This is a genomic window from Veillonella parvula (genome assembly GCF_902810435.1).
Classification (GTDB): Bacteria; Bacillota; Negativicutes; order Veillonellales; family Veillonellaceae; genus Veillonella.
On the sequence record NZ_LR778174.1, the window covers coordinates 1,146,097 to 1,162,877 of the forward strand.

The 16,781-nt window shown below is 34.3% G+C and carries 17 protein-coding genes; 2 read left to right on the forward strand and 15 right to left on the reverse strand.

The annotated features are described in order from the left end of the window. Window positions 1-14 precede the first annotated feature (14 nt). From thrB to FNLLGLLA_RS05190, 8 genes are all read right to left on the reverse strand, one after another. The gene (gene thrB / locus FNLLGLLA_RS05155; protein WP_004695774.1) at window positions 15-929 is read right to left on the reverse strand and encodes a homoserine kinase; all 915 of its coding nucleotides are present in this window, start codon (window positions 927-929) and stop codon (window positions 15-17) included. A 2-nt stretch (window positions 930-931) separates the two neighbouring features. Further along, window positions 932-2,221 carry a homoserine dehydrogenase gene (locus FNLLGLLA_RS05160; RefSeq protein ID WP_004695772.1) on the reverse strand — a complete coding sequence of 430 codons (1,290 nt, stop codon included), beginning with the start codon at window positions 2,219-2,221 and terminating at the stop codon, window positions 932-934. A 24-nt stretch (window positions 2,222-2,245) separates the two neighbouring features. Further along, complete coding sequence (locus FNLLGLLA_RS05165) at window positions 2,246-2,695, reverse strand: ACT domain-containing protein (protein ID WP_004695770.1); 450 nt, start codon at window positions 2,693-2,695, stop codon at window positions 2,246-2,248. Window positions 2,696-2,708: 13 nt separating this feature from the next. Then, the gene (locus FNLLGLLA_RS05170; RefSeq protein WP_004695768.1) at window positions 2,709-3,701 is read right to left on the reverse strand and encodes a lysylphosphatidylglycerol synthase transmembrane domain-containing protein; all 993 of its coding nucleotides are present in this window, start codon (window positions 3,699-3,701) and stop codon (window positions 2,709-2,711) included. Beyond that, window positions 3,698-4,552, reverse strand: a complete 855-nt coding sequence (locus tag FNLLGLLA_RS05175) for a ChbG/HpnK family deacetylase (RefSeq protein ID WP_004695765.1) — start codon at window positions 4,550-4,552, stop codon at window positions 3,698-3,700. The genes FNLLGLLA_RS05170 and FNLLGLLA_RS05175 overlap by 4 nt, the downstream gene beginning before the upstream one ends. 159 nt (window positions 4,553-4,711) lie before the next feature. Further along, on the reverse strand, window positions 4,712-5,506 hold the full coding sequence (locus FNLLGLLA_RS05180; RefSeq protein ID WP_004695763.1) for a TrmH family RNA methyltransferase: 795 nt from the start codon (window positions 5,504-5,506) through the stop codon (window positions 4,712-4,714). Between the two features lies 1 nt (window position 5,507). Continuing rightward, entirely contained in the window at window positions 5,508-7,253 is a 1,746-nt protein-coding gene (locus FNLLGLLA_RS05185; RefSeq protein WP_004695761.1) for an ABC transporter ATP-binding protein, read from the reverse strand. Then, complete coding sequence (locus FNLLGLLA_RS05190) at window positions 7,240-8,967, reverse strand: ABC transporter ATP-binding protein (RefSeq protein WP_004695760.1); 1,728 nt, start codon at window positions 8,965-8,967, stop codon at window positions 7,240-7,242. The genes FNLLGLLA_RS05185 and FNLLGLLA_RS05190 overlap by 14 nt, the downstream gene beginning before the upstream one ends. Window positions 8,968-9,378: 411 nt before the next feature. Between FNLLGLLA_RS05190 and tpx the strand changes: the two genes are divergently transcribed. Together tpx and FNLLGLLA_RS05200 are read left to right on the forward strand one after the other, a co-directional pair. Then, complete coding sequence (gene tpx, locus FNLLGLLA_RS05195) at window positions 9,379-9,894, forward strand: thiol peroxidase (RefSeq protein ID WP_004695758.1); 516 nt, start codon at window positions 9,379-9,381, stop codon at window positions 9,892-9,894. 110 nt (window positions 9,895-10,004) lie between these two features. Continuing rightward, window positions 10,005-10,400, forward strand: a complete 396-nt coding sequence (locus FNLLGLLA_RS05200) for a phosphate-starvation-inducible protein PsiE (RefSeq protein WP_004695756.1) — start codon at window positions 10,005-10,007, stop codon at window positions 10,398-10,400. A 105-nt stretch (window positions 10,401-10,505) separates the two neighbouring features. Here FNLLGLLA_RS05200 and FNLLGLLA_RS05205 read toward each other — a convergent pair whose 3' ends face one another. From FNLLGLLA_RS05205 to FNLLGLLA_RS05235, 7 genes are all read right to left on the reverse strand, one after another. Continuing rightward, window positions 10,506-12,410, reverse strand: coding sequence for a type I glutamate--ammonia ligase (locus tag FNLLGLLA_RS05205; protein WP_004695754.1), 1,905 nt, complete (start codon window positions 12,408-12,410; stop codon window positions 10,506-10,508). A 236-nt stretch (window positions 12,411-12,646) separates the two neighbouring features. Beyond that, a complete protein-coding gene (locus FNLLGLLA_RS05210; RefSeq protein WP_004695753.1) occupies window positions 12,647-13,090 on the reverse strand; it encodes a GatB/YqeY domain-containing protein in 444 nt (147 codons plus the stop codon). A gap of 82 nt (window positions 13,091-13,172) precedes the next feature. Continuing rightward, window positions 13,173-13,352, reverse strand: a complete 180-nt coding sequence (gene rpsU / locus FNLLGLLA_RS05215) for a 30S ribosomal protein S21 (protein WP_004695751.1) — start codon at window positions 13,350-13,352, stop codon at window positions 13,173-13,175. Between the two features lie 157 nt (window positions 13,353-13,509). After that, window positions 13,510-13,854: a histidine triad nucleotide-binding protein gene (locus tag FNLLGLLA_RS05220; RefSeq protein WP_156697541.1), complete on the reverse strand. Its 345-nt coding sequence runs from the start codon at window positions 13,852-13,854 to the stop codon at window positions 13,510-13,512. An 11-nt stretch (window positions 13,855-13,865) separates the two neighbouring features. Then, window positions 13,866-15,161 (reverse strand): tRNA (N(6)-L-threonylcarbamoyladenosine(37)-C(2))-methylthiotransferase MtaB, encoded by a 1,296-nt coding sequence (gene mtaB, locus FNLLGLLA_RS05225; protein WP_024061685.1) that lies wholly within the window; start codon window positions 15,159-15,161, stop codon window positions 13,866-13,868. A 24-nt stretch (window positions 15,162-15,185) separates the two neighbouring features. Continuing rightward, on the reverse strand, window positions 15,186-15,917 hold the full coding sequence (locus FNLLGLLA_RS05230) for an RsmE family RNA methyltransferase (protein WP_060919782.1): 732 nt from the start codon (window positions 15,915-15,917) through the stop codon (window positions 15,186-15,188). Next, entirely contained in the window at window positions 15,914-16,777 is an 864-nt protein-coding gene (locus tag FNLLGLLA_RS05235; RefSeq protein WP_021148129.1) for a 50S ribosomal protein L11 methyltransferase, read from the reverse strand. The genes FNLLGLLA_RS05230 and FNLLGLLA_RS05235 overlap by 4 nt, the downstream gene beginning before the upstream one ends. Window positions 16,778-16,781 lie beyond the last annotated feature (4 nt).

Sequence of the window (16,781 nt, forward strand, 5' to 3'; positions counted from 1 at the left end):
AATTATACCATAAACTATATAATTAACGCTCCAGTTGTATCAGCTTCTAAGCAATATATTTTATTTTCAATCTCATTTGCTGTGAATACAGCCCCCATAGCCTTTGCTACCTCTTGTACATGAGCTTTATCAACATATGCAATTAGAGTAGAACCCGATCCACTGATAGTTGCACCGTAAGCTCCAGCAACTTTTGCGGCTTCAAAAACTTCATCACAATGAGGAATCAATGTCTTACGATAAGGTACATGCAAGTTGTCATCTAAGGCAACAGATAAATTACTTAATTGATGCGTAATTAAGCTTGTTACAAATAATGAAGCATGACTTACATTTTGTACAGCTTCTTTGAATGGAATATGATTTGGTAGCACAGAACGAGCATACTCAGTAGATACCATGACTTCTGGTACTACAACAGCAAAATGTAGCTCCGGAGGAATAGAAATGACCGTGTTTAGTACCTTATTTTTTAAACCTGTAGCACAACATAAATTTCCGTAAATAGCTGGCGCTACATTATCTGGATGACCTTCCATACGATTTGCTATAACCAGTAACTCTTCTTTTGAAAGTGGATGCTTTACTAATGCGTTCGCCAGTAAAAGTCCCCCTACTATAGCCGTACTACTACTACCTAGTCCACGAGAGGGAGGAATCAAGGTTTCAGAAGTTATATGACCATATCGAATTGGTTCTTGAGCAGTAGCAAAAACTTGATCCATAGCGAAACCAATTAGATTCTTTTTAGGATCTTCAGCGCGTAAAATATCTGCACCAAAACCTTCAAAAGTATATGTATATTCTGTAGCATTTTCATCTGGTGTAAAGCTGAATATATTATAAAGATTTAGTGCTAATCCTAAGCAATCAAAACCTGGGCCACAGTTTGCACTAGTGGCAGGTACTTGTACACGAACAGTATTCATAATTAAGCTTCCATAATACGAATAACACTATTAACAGCCTTAACGGAGCGCAAGCTATTAAAAGAGTCTATAAGATTTAAAATATAAGATCTTGGGCATTTAGATGTAACAATGGCAAGAACTGCAGTTTCTGGATCCATATTTCGTTGAACGATGGATAAAACAGAAATTTTTTGTTCTGCTAATTTTGCAGAGATTTTTGCTAGAACACCTGTTTTATTATCCACTGCTAAACGCAAGTAGTAGCTAGATTGGATTTTACCTGGAGAATAAATATCTTTTTGATCATAATAGAACGGTTTCAAGCGCCCTGTTTCATTATAAGAGACATTCTTTGCCACTTCCATTATGTCAGATACTACAGAACTACCTGTCGGTAAGCTACCTGCACCACGACCATATAGCATGACATCATCGATACCATTGCCCTTAACATAAATTGCATTGTAGGATCCTCGAACAGATGCTAATGGATGTGTCGTAGGAATAAATGCAGGATATACATTTAAAGATAATCCTTGAGCAGTTTCTTTAGCAATACCTAATAATTTAATATTGTAACCAAACTCTTTCCCAAATTTTATATCTTCAGTATCAATACAAGTAATACCTTCTACAGTTACATCTTCAAAGAAAATACGACGGTTAAAGCTAATAGATGCAAGGATTGCCAATTTACGAGCTGCATCAAGGCCTTCTACATCAGCTGTAGGATCTGCCTCTGCATATCCTAAATCTTGTGCTTCTTTTAATACATCTTGGTAGCTTAAACCTTCTTCAGACATTTTAGTCAAAATAAAGTTTGTAGTACCATTCATAATACCAATGATTTCAGTAATACGATTACCGGCTAACGATTCATATAATGTGCGGATTATAGGAATACCACCTAGAACAGATGCTTCAAAACGTAGATCTACCCCATTTTTACTCGCTAAGTCTAATAAGTATGGACCAGCTTCTGCTAATAAGTCTTTATTGGCAGTTACCACATTCTTCTTAGCTTTTAAAGCTCCTTCTACGCAATCCTTAGCAAAGCTTGTACCACCCATCAATTCCACTACCATTTGGATGGAATCGTCTTTTAACACTTCATCAATATCAGTTACATATTTAGCTGTTTCTGGTAATGTAATATGACTATATTTTTCTGGATTTCGTACATAAATTTTTGAAATTTCAACATTGACACCTGTACGATTTTTAATTAATTCAGCATTGTCTTGCAATAAGTTAAAAGTACCTTGTGCAACAGTACCAAAACCTAATAAAGCAATTTTTATAGTGGTCATAATCGTCCTACTCTCTTAATTAGCCTATGCTTGGCCTAAAATTTCTACCTTGATAATACCCTTCATAGAGCGAATATCTAGCAATAAATCTTCTAATGAACCTTGTAAATCCTTGGTTTCAAAAGAAATGCTACTATTCGCAATGCCTTGTAATGGAATATCTTGATTAATCGTTAAAATACTACCGTTACGTTCAGCAATGGCTTTCAAAACGCTTGATAACATACCAGATTCATTTGACATAGAAACATAAATACTAACAATTTTCCCTTGAGCAATTTCAAAAAATGGAAAAACATAATCCTTGTATTTATAATACGCAGATCGACTTAAATCCATTTTTTCAACTGCTTCGTTAATTGTTTTAACCTCACCTAGTTTTAGAATTTCTTTTACTTTTATCGTCTTTTTTATAGCCTCTGGTAAAATATCTTCTTGAACCAGATAAAATTTATCTTTTTTTGGTTTAGACATAGAGCACACTCCCTTATTGTTCTCTTGAAGTTTCTTGGGCAACGAATTGTCGTCCATATAATGTTAATACTGCATACATACCGATGAAGAATGGCATATATTCAGCCACAACACGCCATCCTACAGCGATGATGCCCACTGTTCCATTAGGTACAAAGGCACTAAATAATACTACAAATAGACCTTCTGCAATGCCTGTTCCCCCTGGGGTTGGTGCAAAATACAAAATAAGATTTAATAAAATCATGCGATCTAAAATATCGATAATAGGAATATCTGGTGTGAAAGCATACATTAAAGCGGGTGCAATACAATATAAGCATAATAAACTCAAACCAGATTCAATAAAAACTATTAAAGATTGGACAGGTTGTTTATAAAGTAAACCAAGACCTTGATTTAATGTTTCTAATTTAGAAAGCCAATCTTTAGTGTTATGTGCTTTAAATCGTTGTGCTAGATTATAGACAAATTGACGCATATATTTAGTCTGTAATATATAAGTTCCCACTAAGGCCGCTATAACAGCAAGCACGGCAAAAATCAAAAGCATATCACGAGAGATATATGGAATTTCAATAGCATCTCGTAAGAATACTAATGGCAGCATAATGACCAAAAACATAATGGAAAATACGGTACGTATTAATACAATCGGTGTACCTTTAGATATAGGTACGCCATAACTTCTCAACACCAGTACTTGCGCGACAGCACCCCCGCTAGCTCCAGGTGTCAACATAGCCATAAAATAATTACTAAAAATAACTCGTAGCACTGCTCGTATCGATAACTTGTAACCACCAATTTTTACGAGCCTTTGAAGTCGTAATCCATCAAAATACATACCTGCTACTAAAGCAACTACAGCTAATAATAAGGAAATACTATTAAAAGATGATATGGCTTTCAATGCATCTAAATCAATAGTATAGTAAATGATACCAATTGATACAGCCAACAACAAGAGAAACATAAAGATGCCTCTCTTCATCATTTTACTCATACCAAGTCTCCATAATTAATGAGCTCTATATCATGTTGACTTATATATAATCGCGTATGACTGGAACAGAGTGCTTGCAACTCATCTTCCCAATGATAACCCCAATTATAAAGCTTACTAAGAATACTACTATTACTACCTGGGTGAACCATCAATTCATGGGTACCAGAATGTTTATTTACCGCTTTTAGGATACCCATTAGAGATTTCTGATTTATATGGCCTCCATTTACCATGCCCCAAAAATATTGGGTTGTAGTCATACAATTATTTCGTATGATTGGTCGCGCATTAGCCGCAACCGTTGATAAACCAACTTTACCAAGAAATCGAATTGGGGAATACATATAATTCATAAAACCAGTAGACTCATCGGGTATACGTATAGCATGTATACCAAAGGATTTTGCCTGTTCAATCACAATTGGCAATACCGTTGGTAGAACATGCATATGTTGATGTCCATCAATATGAGTTACCCTTAAGCCGGTATCCATTATTTGAGCTATTTGTCCATGAATCTCTTTACGTAATTCACTATAATTGATTTTGCCAGAGTAAATACGTTTAATAAATTCTACATAGTTCTCTGGAAATACACCTTCTGGTGTGAGAAGTGATGAAACTTCTGATGGATCACATACTGGTTTCACCCCACCTACCAAGGTAATATGAATACCAATGCCCAACTTAGGGTTTTGTTTTGCCATACTTACGGCTTCTGTAAAAGCTTCTCCTCCTGCCATTAAAGAGGTACTGGTAATAATACCTCTACGATGACCATCAATAATACCAGCATTAACTGCACTATGAAGGCCAAAATCGTCTGCATTTACAATTAATTTGGACATAGTTATCTTCCTTTTCATGAAAAAAAGGGAGAACTTTGTTCTCCCACAAAGGATATATGTTATTGTACCAAATACACAACTAAAAAATCAATACAAAAGCCCTCTACTTGTATACTAGTAGAGGACTTTTTATAAGGTCATAAATTTTTATCATATATACTAAGGCATCAATTGTTCTTGTACTTTATACATACATAATGCAGCAGCTACGCTTACATTTAAGGATTCCATATCACCATACATAGGAATCATAATACGATTTGTACATAGATTCATAACCTCTGGTGTTACGCCATTCCCTTCGTTTCCTAATACTAGCATAGTTCGCTTAGCATAACGTACAGTATGATAAGGATTGGAATGTTCTAAAGCAGTTACATAGGTAGTCATATTAGACTCAGTTACCATATCATGTAACAGAGATAAGGTAATATCCTCATATAAAGGTATTTTATGTAAGGCGCTCATAGTACTGCGCACTGTCTTGTCATTAAAAGGGTCCACAGTTCCTTTCATCAAAAATATACCTTTTACACCTGCTGCAACTGCTGTACGAATTATGGTACCTAGATTGCCAGGATCTTGAACTCCATCTAATGTAATATATAAGCCATCATCAATGTGAATGCTTTCCATATCGTATTTTGGTTTTGATACAATAGCAACTACACCTTGTCCATTTACGGTATTATCCACCTTATCAAATATTGGATCTTGTGCAATAAATTTAGGTACAAATTGAACAGTATCTAAGTCTAATAAATCTAATACATGTTTATCTTGCGCTTTAGATTCACGTATAACAATTGTTTTTACTGCCCCCATAGCTGCAATATCTCGAATAGATCGAATACCTTCAACAATGTACTCTCCATATTTTTGGCGATTTTTACGCTGCCCTAATGAGATAATTCGCTTAATGGTCTTATTATCTTTAGATTGGATACATTCCATACTAACTCCCACTGTGTTGATTATTCCAGAGATTATAAAAGGTCCCTTTTAAGTTGATAAGTTCATCAAAAGATCCTATTTCTATTATTTTACCATATTCCATATACACTATTTTATTGGCATCTTTTACTGTTGAAAGGCGATGAGCAATACTTACAATTGTTTTACTACCTCGAATATTTTCAATACTTGCTTGAATTTGCTTCTCCGTATGACTATCAATGTTAGCCGTTGCTTCATCTAACAATAGAATAGGTGTTTTTTTAATCAAGGTACGGCCAAAAGCCAACAATTGCTTTTGCCCATCAGATAGTAAGGAGCCTAAATAACCAACCGGTGTGTCATACCCTTCCGGAAGGTGTTCAATCATAGAATGCAAGTTAACTTGTTTTGCTGCATTGACCATATCCTCATTAGAAATTGATGTATCAAAAAGTGTTAAATTATCTCTAATGGAACCCTTAAATAGATAAGCTTGCTGAAAAACATATCCCATTAAATGACGAAGTACAGAACTATCATATTGGGCAATATTTATACCGTTAATATAGATAGCCCCTCTTGTTGGTTTGTAGATTCCCATCAACAATGACAAAAGTGTTGATTTACCACTACCAGAAGGCCCTACAATACCTATGAATTCTCCAGCTTTAATAGTGAATGTAAAGTCCTCTAGCGCATAAACGTCGTTATTTTCATAGGAAAACCATACATGCTCGAATTCAATCGTCTCTATATATTTAAATTCATCAGGAACTTCATTAGCCATCTGACGCTCTTCTTCCTCTAATAAGGGAACTAATCTTTCAGCACCAGCTAATGCGCTTTGTAGAGAGTTATATTTATCTGCAATTTCCTTTAATGGTTGGAAGAATCGGTCCATATATTGTATAAAGGCAAATACTGTACCAGCATCAGCTACGGAGTCTATTAAATTCGTAGTTGTAAAAATAACAATTAACGCAACAAAGAATAGACCATCTACGAGCGGTCTAAAAATAGAAAATGTGGTAACCTCAAAAAGACCTGCTTCTAAGAAACCTTTATTAACAGTATTATAACGTTCCTCAATTGCTCTTTCGCCACCATAGGATTTTACGATTACAATATAATTTAACAGTTCCTTGATGCTTGCATTAGAAGCAGCTACAGAACGTCTTACCTGACGGAATGCTTTGCGAGAAAACTTTTGAAACACCCAAATAATTCCACCCATTATAGGTAGTAAAATTGTCATGATTATTGCTAAAGGTACATTAATGGCATACATAAATCCTAATATACCAATAATCATTAAACCGCTACTTGCCAAATTCAGAATTACATCTGTATATAATGTACGTAATGACTCTACATCATTAGTAATGCGAGTTACCCAATTCCCAATTGGCAACTTATAGAACTCATCATGTGGTTTATTAAGAATCTTTTGGAATATAATACTACGAATATTATAGATAATTTTTTGACCAAAACTTTTTAAAAAGTAATTCTCTACAAAGATAAACAATACACTACCAATTATAGTAAAGCCATACATTAAAGCATAGTATTCAATAACAGCGATATCATTAGTGGCAAATCCAAGATCGATAACTTGCTTAGTTAAATATGGGCGTAAAAGTAATAGTACTAAATTTCCTGCGAGCGCAACCGTTGCTAAAAATAGAATACCTAAATAAGGCTTAATGTAGCCAGTTATATAGGAGAATAGAGCCCAGTCATTTCTTAGATCACGCTTCTTCATGATGGCCCCCTCCATTCTGCGCTTCATATAAGGTACGGTATAAACCATTGTTACCTAATAATTCTTCATGAGTACCTTCTTCTACGATACGCCCCTCATCAAATACTAGTATTTTATCTGCTTTCTCTACAACCTCTAATCGTTGTGAAATACATAGAATCGTCTGATCTTTTACATTATGTAATGAATTTAATATGGTTGTAACTGTTACTGCATCTAAAGCGGAAAAACAATCATCTAGTAATACATATGGCGCATTTTTATAAAAGCCGCGAGCCATATTGATTCGCTGCTTCTGTCCACCTGATAAATCATGACCTTCTTCAGCAAGCTCATGTAAATCATCGTTTAACAAATCGCCTAAATCTCTATATAAGTCTGCCTTTTGTGCTGCCAACTCTACAGTTTCATGCATGGATAAATCTTTACCAAATTTAATATTATCAGCAATGGTCGTACTTAATAGGTAAGATTGTGTCGGCACATAAGCAATTGAGTTTCTAAGCTTTGATAAAGAAACAGTAGCTAAATCTTGACTGCCAAAATAAATAGATTTTTCCGGACACTCTTGTAATCCAATAAGCAATTTAAACAATGTACTTTTGCCAGAACCGGGTTTACCAACTAAACCAATAAAAGAACCTTTTGGTATTGTCGTTGTCAACTGAGATAATGCATGCCCTTTAGAGTTTTCATAAGTAAAATCTAAGTATCGAATATGAATATCCTCAAGCGGCAGTACTTCATCGGTATCATCTATTGTTTCTGTAGGCAAATGTAAGAAATCCATAATACGATCTAAAGAAGCAAGACCTTTTTGTACAATAGAAATAAGGCCACCAAACCCTATTAAAGGTCCCACAATTAACATTATGAATGAATTAATAGTAACAAATTCGCCTATAGTCATTTTGCCTTCTACAGCTAAATGTCCACAAATAAAAATACTAATACTGATACAAATAAAGGGTGCAATTCTTGTCAACGGTGTTAATATTGCATCTAGTAGTGCAACATCCATATTCTTCTTATAATTAAGTTTATTTATTTTTTCAAAAGAATTAGAGATAATGCTTTCACGATTAAAAGCGCGAATAACATCCATCCCTTGAAATAACTCTTGTCCAAACTCTGTTAAATCGCTATAAGTAGCTTGTGCACTACGTTGTTTAATACGTAGCTTTCTGCCTAGTACAAATATAGCCACAATAATTAAGAATACAGGTGTCATAATTTTAAAAGCTAATACAGTATTAATCTTTTGAATTAAAATTATGGAGCCCACAATGGAATAGAAAATAATATCCACTATAATCATTACACCTAGACCAAGGGCAACACGTAGCGATGTTACATCGTTAGTCATGAGCGCCATAACCTTACCAGGTCCATTAGCCTCATAGTACGTTGTTTTTACTTGTAATGCTTTACTACACAAAATCTCACGAAAAAGATACTCCATGCGACGAATAGAGCCTAATAGGGTTCTGCGTGAGATAACTTTTAAAATAGTGATAATAATAAATAATAAAATGAAATAAAAAATATAAGTGACTAACCCTTCCTTATTATTGCTCAACGTATCTATAGCATTACCAATAAATTGAGGAACAAATAAAAAAGCCACGTCAATTGCCATCAACATAGTTAAGCCAATGGCATAGATCCAGCCTTCACGCCGGAAAAACTGCATAAATAAATCTATTGGTTTCATAGGTCCTCTCTAACATATCCTATTAAGTCTAATCAAAATCATTGCCTATATAATTACTAGTATCATTATATTGTAAATGAATTTAAATCAATACTGTAAAAGCTAAATCAACAAATTTTATTACGTTAACTTTTCTCTTTATAGTATACACATTTTTTATGATACATTAATACACCTATACGTATAACAGTTAGATTAAATATTTTATTACAGTAGTAGTTCTATTTCATCAATATTAATATTAGTTAAATGGCCTCTTTAAATTTTTACAGTAATCAATCGTAACGATCTTTTTAATTAATACTATATCGAATTTTTTAGTTTACTTATGGTAATGTAAATGTTATACTATGCATATAAAGAAATTATATTTTACATAATTAGAATTAAAACTCTTAGGAGGAATACAACATGGAAAAACGTACTGGCGTAGTAACATTTGCAGGTGGCCCTATCACATTAGTTGGCCCAGAAATTAAAGTAGGTCAACAAGCTCCAGACTTCACTGTATTGAGCAATGACTTGCAAGCTAAAACTTTAAAAGACTTCGAAGGTAAAGTAAAAGTTATCTCCGTTGTTCCTTCCCTTGATACAGGTGTTTGTGATGCTCAAACTCGTTGGTTCAACCAAGATGCAACAGCACTTTCCGAAGATGTAGTCGTATTGACAATTTCTATGGACTTACCATTCGCTCAAAAACGTTGGTGTGGTGCTGCAGGCGTAGATAAAGTTGTTACTTTGTCTGACCACAAAGATGCTTCCTTCGGTGAAAACTATGGTTTCTTGATTGAAGAGCTTCGTCTTTTAACTCGTGGCGTTGTAGTAATCAACAAAGATAACAAAGTAACTTATGTTGAATATGTACCTGAAGTAACTCAAGCAGTTAACTTCGATGCTGCATTAGAAGCTATTAAAGCTGATATCTAATTCGTAGATATTCATTTGATTATAGTACAATGTAATCGAAAAAGACCGTACGGTGTACGGTCTTTTTTATGTAGTATAATATTTAGATTTTTATTGTAGGTGAATTATATATGTGGATTCGTATTTCTAAACTATTATTAACGATAAAAAATATAGCCCTTGTAGGCGTTGGTATTGCACTTTGTATTGCACTTATTAATACATTGATTAGTCTTGTCTATGTTACGTGGGCGAATATTCAAGGTTATAGTACATACTCTTTATTGATTGAAGAACTAATTACCTTCTTTCTATACTTTGAGTTTATTGCACTCATCGTTAAATACTTTAAAAATAACTTCCACTTTCCACTTAACTTCTTTTTATACATTGGCATAACTGCAATTGTAAGACTTCTAATTATCAATCATGAATCATCATTTGATAATTTAATTTGGTCTGTTGCAATTTTTGTACTTGTATGTAGCTTAGTATTAGTAGAAAAATTTATTGGACATAACGAATAAAATTTAAATCGTTTTGTTTGAATATATCTAATTTATTTAGATATATTTAAATGAAAAATGGCCTCTACCGTAGTAGAGGCCATTTTTATTAATAAATTGATTTTATTAGAAGATATTTTTAGCGTAGTTAGCGTATTTAGCTTCTAATTCTTCCATTTTATCATTCATTTCGATTTGTAATTGGGATGCTAAATCATATTCACCATCATTAAGTGCATCAATTAAACGAGTGAATAAGGATTTACGATCATCACTATCTTTAGCAAGGTAGAAACGTAAGTCATTAACTTCTGCAAAGCGTTTATCATCTACACTATTTCGGCTGTCAGTATGAATTGCAACCATGCTACGAACTGTATCCAAATTGTTTGGGATTAAGCGGTTAGCCAATACTAGTTTCCAGCGTTTAAGAATGGAGGCAATAAAGGAGTCCATTAAATCTTTAGCAAATGCATTGCCTTGAGCCAATGTTTCTACTAATTCAGGATTATTTTGGTAACCCTTTATGTTTTCCCATACAGTAGCTGGAGCAACACCAAACATTTGATTACGTTCTTCTTGTGTGAAATCATCAAACACATCTTTTTCAGTACGGTATGCACGATTTGTAGCAAGATAATCAGATGTTTCACCTACTTCTTTGGAAAGCTCTGCTTCCAATTGAGCTTGTGTTTTACCAGATGTAATGGCATATTTCATACCATCAAATGCAGAAATAAAGATCAACGCTAAAGCAGTATATGTATTGGTGTAAGGATTTGGAGAACGCAATTCATAACGTGTCGCCATAGGATTATCGATATCTCGAATTAAACCGCAAAGGATTGTACGGTTACGGCTAGGTTCAGATGGATCAGTACCTAAAGATGTAACAATACATACTGGCGCTTCAAACCCAGGTTTTAAACGGTTTAAAGAATCTGTTGTAGAGCTGATGAATGGATTAATGGCTTCATAGTGTTTTAAAAGTCCCATAATTGCACCAATGCCTAAAGAGCTAGCAGATTCTTTACGCATATCTTCTGGGCTAAATAAGTTAACAACTTTACCAGATTTTAATTTAGCCATAACACCAAAATGAGTATGTTCACCAGAACCAGCTACACCAATTATTGGTTTTGCATTAAATGTTACATCAAGACCATTTTCACGGAATACTTCACGAACAATGATACGAGCTTGTAATTCATTATCTGCTGTTTGTAATGGATTATTTGAGAATTTCCAGTCGATTTCTAATTGTTCTAATACAACGGCTTCATGACCATCTTCATCAAGTTTAGCTTTAACGCCACCTACTTCTTTATGCCCCATTTCAGCAACCATACCATATCTATCAAGACGTTCAACAGCTTGTTCTAATGCAGTGCGAACTGTACCATGAGTACGTTGCCAGTATTGTTCTTGTAATTTTTGGGATACGGATAATTCTTTTTTGGTAACTGTTCTAGATGGAGTTTTTACCCAGAATTCTAGTTCTGTTGCAGATGTGAAAATGATATCTACAACTTCATCAGCTTTCACATGCGGCATACCAGGTAAACCATGTTCTTTAATCAAAGCCAATAATTCAGCACGTACATAGTCGCAGCTGCGTTTTAAAATAGAACGAGAATCTACATAGCGATAGTTATGCATCAAGAATGCAGGAATACGAAGTGTACCAGTTGGTAATCCTGTAACAGGATCAATATTTTCGTAGTTGTAATCAACAAACCAGTTTACACTTGGATCGCCCCACATATCTACACGAGCATTATTTAATGTAGCAATATTTGTAAGTACTACAGAGGAACCATCTGTTTGAACAGCACGACCTTCAAAGAAAGATTCGTAGTCATCGAAGAATGCTGACATAGGAATCTTTTCATCAGTATCATTACCTGCTAAGTCAATACCTACAAGAGATACGAACTTGATTTCAGGATGTTGTTCTAATAATGCAAGAACGCCTTCTTTCCCATATTGACCCGCCGGAATGTAATATAATAATTCGTTAGTTGTCGACATATTTGTTCCTCCTAAAAGAAAAAGACTCCAACAAATAAATATATAAATCTATATATCTAAAGTGGAGTCTTCGTTGACCAATTATTTTATTGAGTTCATATTATCATATGTTGAAAATATATGTCAATAACTTTCTATAGAATTTCATTATTCTTTTAAAGTTACATCTAACACATCCAATACTATCAACTTTAATCAATAACTGTATATAGAATGGTCGTTGATATCACTATATATTATCCAAGTAATTCTTTAACAATATTATTGACAACCTTACCATCTGCACGCCCTTTTGTTTTTGGCATTACATGTTTCATAACATTGCCCATATTTACGTTATCACCACATGCAGCAATGGCTTCTTGTACAATTGTACGAATTTCATCTTCTTTCAATTGCTCTGGTAAGTATTTTTGCAATACAGCCATTTCTTCTTTTACATGACTAATTAAGTCCTCACGTCCCGCTTTTTCAAATTCTGTTAAGGAATCTTGACGAGTTTTCATTTCTTTAGCTAAAATGCCAAGAATGCCAGCATCATCTAGCTCAATTTTGTCATTGATTTCTGTATTTTTTATGGCACTATTGACCATACGAATTACAGATAACGCTGTTTTACCTTCTTCACGAGCTTTCATAGCTGCTTTCATATCTTCCTTTAATTGATCTTTTAAACTCATATTTCCTCCTTATGTATATAATAAAGAAACCCTAATTCTGGATTTCATAAAGCCATGAAAAGGCAGAATTAGGGTAATCATCTTATGCTCTGAATTTGCGTTTTCTTGCTGCTTCAGATTTTTTCTTTCTTTTTACGCTTGGTTTTTCATAGTGTTCGCGTTTTCTTACTTCAGACAAAACACCCGCTTTTTGGCAGGAGCGTTTAAATCGACGAAGAGCACTTTCAAGCGTTTCGTTTTTACCGACTTTGATTTCAGACATCTATATCCCTCCCTCCAAAAATAATCTCGGGAAGTGCTGATAATTTACATACGCACATATAATATTATATGTATAGGTATAGATGTTGTCAATATTTTCAAGTATATTTTATAGGTTTTTTAATGAGTATTATAAAAAGAATACATAATACTCAAAATTAGGCTTCTGGCCAGCCCATTTCTTCTCCACCTAAAAGGTGTGCATGCATATGGAATACCGTTTGACCGGCTTTTCCGCCAGTATTAAAGATCAAGCGATAACCATCTTTAGAAATACCAAGCTCTTTTGCTACATCGCGAACAAATGGTAATAATCCTTCAACATAATCTGCATTCTTTTCAGTAAGATGTGCGATATTAGACACATGATTTTTAGGTACGATTAGAACATGCACCTTTTTCACCGGTTGAATATCATGAAAGGCATAAAATTTATCGTTTTCTAACACTTTTTTAGAAGGTATTTCACCACTAATAATTTTACAAAAAATACAATCGCTCATAATATAACTCCTTACTCAATAATTAAATAATTATCTTCTAAACCTACAACAGTTCCACCAACGAGATCACCAATTTTACGTGTCCCATCTGACTTAACTTTACCATTTATATATTCATTTGTTAAGCCCATGTAGTATCCATTCTCTTCCTTTTCGATGAGAATCTCACCAGGCTTACCAATGCGTGATTTTGCGTATCGTTCATAACCAGATTGGCTAAGACCATTTAAAAGTGCTACACGAGTTTTCTTAACAGCTTCTGGTACTTGATCCGCCATAGTGGCTGCAGGTGTACCCTCACGAATGGAGTATGGGAAAGCATGAATGTGCGAAAATCCAATTTCACGTACTGTATTCAATGTTTCTTCGAAGTCTTCATCAGTTTCTTGAGGGAAACCAGCAATAATATCAGTTGTAATTGATAAATCTTTAATACGAGAACGTAAACTTGTAATTAAATCTTTATATTCTTGTAATGTATAATGGCGTTTCATCAACTTTAATACATGGTCAGAACCTGCTTGTAACGGTAAATGTAAATGTGGACAAACACGTTTATTCGTAGCCATTAATTCTACTAACTCATCAGAAACCTCTACGGATTCAATGGATCCGAAACGAATGCGGTATAAATTAGGAATCTCTAATAAAGCTTTTACCACATCAGCTAATGTTGGACGACCTGGTAATTCGACACCGTAATTACCCAAATGTATACCAGTTAATACGATTTCATGGAATCCATGATCTACTAAACGTTTTGCCTCTTGTACAATATCATCAACTTTACGAGATTTTAACTTTCCTCGAGTATAAGGAATGATACAAAAGGCGCAATAGTTATTACAACCTTCTTGAATTTTCATGAACGCACGAGCTTTGTCAGATTCATTACCATATAACGGCATTTCCTCGAAGTTAGATTCCTTCATGATATCCCGAACAGCATTAATTTGTCGTTCTGTAGATTCTAATTGCTCTACTAATTCAACAATTTTAGAGCGATTATTGGTACCAATAACGAGATTAACACCATCTATAGCGGCAATCGCATCTGGATCAAGCTGAGCATAACAACCAGTTACAATAACATAGGCATCTTCATTTTGACGCTTTGCCTTGCGGATTAATTGACGGGATTTCTTTTCCCCCATATTCGTTACAGAACAGGTATTAATTACATATATATCAGCTTTTTCATCGAAGTCTACCGCTTCGTAATTATTTTGTAAAAATAAACCTTTCATGGCATCTGTATCATATTGGTTTACGCGACACCCTAAGGTTGTAAAAGCAACGGTTTTCATTGCACCTCTCTATTCTTATTTAATTTATAATTCTAATTCATATCGAATCATCGCTAACGATCCAATAGCAGCAGTTTCAGCCCGTAAAATTGTATTTCCCAGCGATACTGATTTTCCACCATATTTTATAATAGCATTGATTTCCTTCTCTTGATAGCCCCCTTCAGGACCTATACAAATTAAAACATCAGTTACAGACTTATCGGAATGTAAAGTTTTAAGTACATCTTTGATAGTCTGCCCTGCTTCATTTTCATAGGCTACCAATTTCAACGCCTCAGATTCAATGTCTAATGCTTGTAAAAGCGTCTCTCCTACTACGAGTGTAGGCAAGTGATTTCGTCCACATTGTTGAGCTGCTTCTAGCATTATTTTTTCCCAACGATTTACTTTTGATTGAAGCTTTTTTTCATCATATTTAGCTACGCAGTTAGCTGTGGGCACAAGATAAATTGTATCCACATTTAACTCCGTCGCCTTTTGTAACACCCATTCTAGCTTTTCACCTTTTAATAATGATTGAACTAGAATAGTACGATACGATGCTAGATTTGCATCTACATATTCAATCAGTTTTGCTTGAGCTTTACCGTCTACTTCTTCTGTAATTTGATATGTACCACAACGATTGTCACTACCTGTTACAGTTATAGGCTTCTCAATATTATGGCGAAATACATGTAGTACATGATGGGTCACATCTTTCGGCAATTCTATTATTTCATCTAATGGTGTAGGAATAAAAATCTTTTTCATCGTTTTTCTAGCGCAAATGTATGCCAAGGTCCTGCAACGCGCTCCTCAATAATATGCCAATGAGCCTCAATATATGGCATGATTTCATCATAACGATCATCAATAATGCCACTAATAATCAAAATGCCCTTATCATCCAGTTTCTTACCAATTTGAGGTAATAGTATTTTAAGGGGATCTACTGTTAAATTAGCTAAAATTAATTGGGCAGTACTATTGAAATCACTATCCAAATTACCACAAATGATTTCAGCAGATACATGATTATTCTCACAGTTAATTCGAGCTTGATTTGCAGCATACTCTTCTATATCTATACCAACTAAATTTTTAATACCTAAATGGGCTGCTACTAATAAAAGAATACCTGTGCCAGTACCAATATCCAAACAAGTAGCTGTATCAAGATCCATAGATTCACTATAGGATTTTAATAACTCTGCACAAGTCCGTGTTGTCTCATGAGACCCGGTACCAAAGGAAATATCTGAATCGATTATAATAATAGTTTTATTATCTACATTATTGTATTCCTGCCATGCTGGTTTAATGACTAAGTTAGGTAAAATTTCTGTAGGTTCAATATACTGTTGCCAAGAGTTTAACCAAGTTGACTCATCAAGAATATGTGTATCTATCGATATAATTCCAATATTTGCTTCTGTAAGACGTTTTTTCAAATCAGACTTAATCATATCGTCATCTAGTGATGGATCACTGTACATAGACAATTTTATTAAATTAGGCTGATCTTCAACATCTTCTTCTATAATTCCATTGTCTGCATAATTGTCAAAAAGAGTAGTCACCTCATCGGTGGCTACTCTTTCACAGACAACGGATATTTCTATCCATTGCATATAT

What these genes read in the sequence shown, in the direction of transcription:
- thrB (WP_004695774.1), bottom strand. Translation starts at nt 929, where the DNA reads ATGAATACTGTTCGTGTACAAGTACCTGCCACTAGTGCAAACTGTGGC.
- FNLLGLLA_RS05160 (WP_004695772.1), bottom strand. Translation starts at nt 2,221, where the DNA reads ATGACCACTATAAAAATTGCTTTATTAGGTTTTGGTACTGTTGCACAA.
- FNLLGLLA_RS05165 (WP_004695770.1), bottom strand. Translation starts at nt 2,695, where the DNA reads ATGTCTAAACCAAAAAAAGATAAATTTTATCTGGTTCAAGAAGATATT.
- FNLLGLLA_RS05170 (WP_004695768.1), bottom strand. Translation starts at nt 3,701, where the DNA reads ATGAGTAAAATGATGAAGAGAGGCATCTTTATGTTTCTCTTGTTGTTG.
- FNLLGLLA_RS05175 (WP_004695765.1), bottom strand. Translation starts at nt 4,552, where the DNA reads ATGTCCAAATTAATTGTAAATGCAGACGATTTTGGCCTTCATAGTGCA.
- FNLLGLLA_RS05180 (WP_004695763.1), bottom strand. Translation starts at nt 5,506, where the DNA reads ATGGAATGTATCCAATCTAAAGATAATAAGACCATTAAGCGAATTATC.
- FNLLGLLA_RS05185 (WP_004695761.1), bottom strand. Translation starts at nt 7,253, where the DNA reads ATGAAGAAGCGTGATCTAAGAAATGACTGGGCTCTATTCTCCTATATA.
- FNLLGLLA_RS05190 (WP_004695760.1), bottom strand. Translation starts at nt 8,967, where the DNA reads ATGAAACCAATAGATTTATTTATGCAGTTTTTCCGGCGTGAAGGCTGG.
- tpx (WP_004695758.1), top strand. Translation starts at nt 9,379, where the DNA reads ATGGAAAAACGTACTGGCGTAGTAACATTTGCAGGTGGCCCTATCACA.
- FNLLGLLA_RS05200 (WP_004695756.1), top strand. Translation starts at nt 10,005, where the DNA reads ATGTGGATTCGTATTTCTAAACTATTATTAACGATAAAAAATATAGCC.
- FNLLGLLA_RS05205 (WP_004695754.1), bottom strand. Translation starts at nt 12,410, where the DNA reads ATGTCGACAACTAACGAATTATTATATTACATTCCGGCGGGTCAATAT.
- FNLLGLLA_RS05210 (WP_004695753.1), bottom strand. Translation starts at nt 13,090, where the DNA reads ATGAGTTTAAAAGATCAATTAAAGGAAGATATGAAAGCAGCTATGAAA.
- rpsU (WP_004695751.1), bottom strand. Translation starts at nt 13,352, where the DNA reads ATGTCTGAAATCAAAGTCGGTAAAAACGAAACGCTTGAAAGTGCTCTT.
- FNLLGLLA_RS05220 (WP_156697541.1), bottom strand. Translation starts at nt 13,854, where the DNA reads ATGAGCGATTGTATTTTTTGTAAAATTATTAGTGGTGAAATACCTTCT.
- mtaB (WP_024061685.1), bottom strand. Translation starts at nt 15,161, where the DNA reads ATGAAAACCGTTGCTTTTACAACCTTAGGGTGTCGCGTAAACCAATAT.
- FNLLGLLA_RS05230 (WP_060919782.1), bottom strand. Translation starts at nt 15,917, where the DNA reads ATGAAAAAGATTTTTATTCCTACACCATTAGATGAAATAATAGAATTG.
- FNLLGLLA_RS05235 (WP_021148129.1), bottom strand. Translation starts at nt 16,777, where the DNA reads ATGCAATGGATAGAAATATCCGTTGTCTGTGAAAGAGTAGCCACCGAT.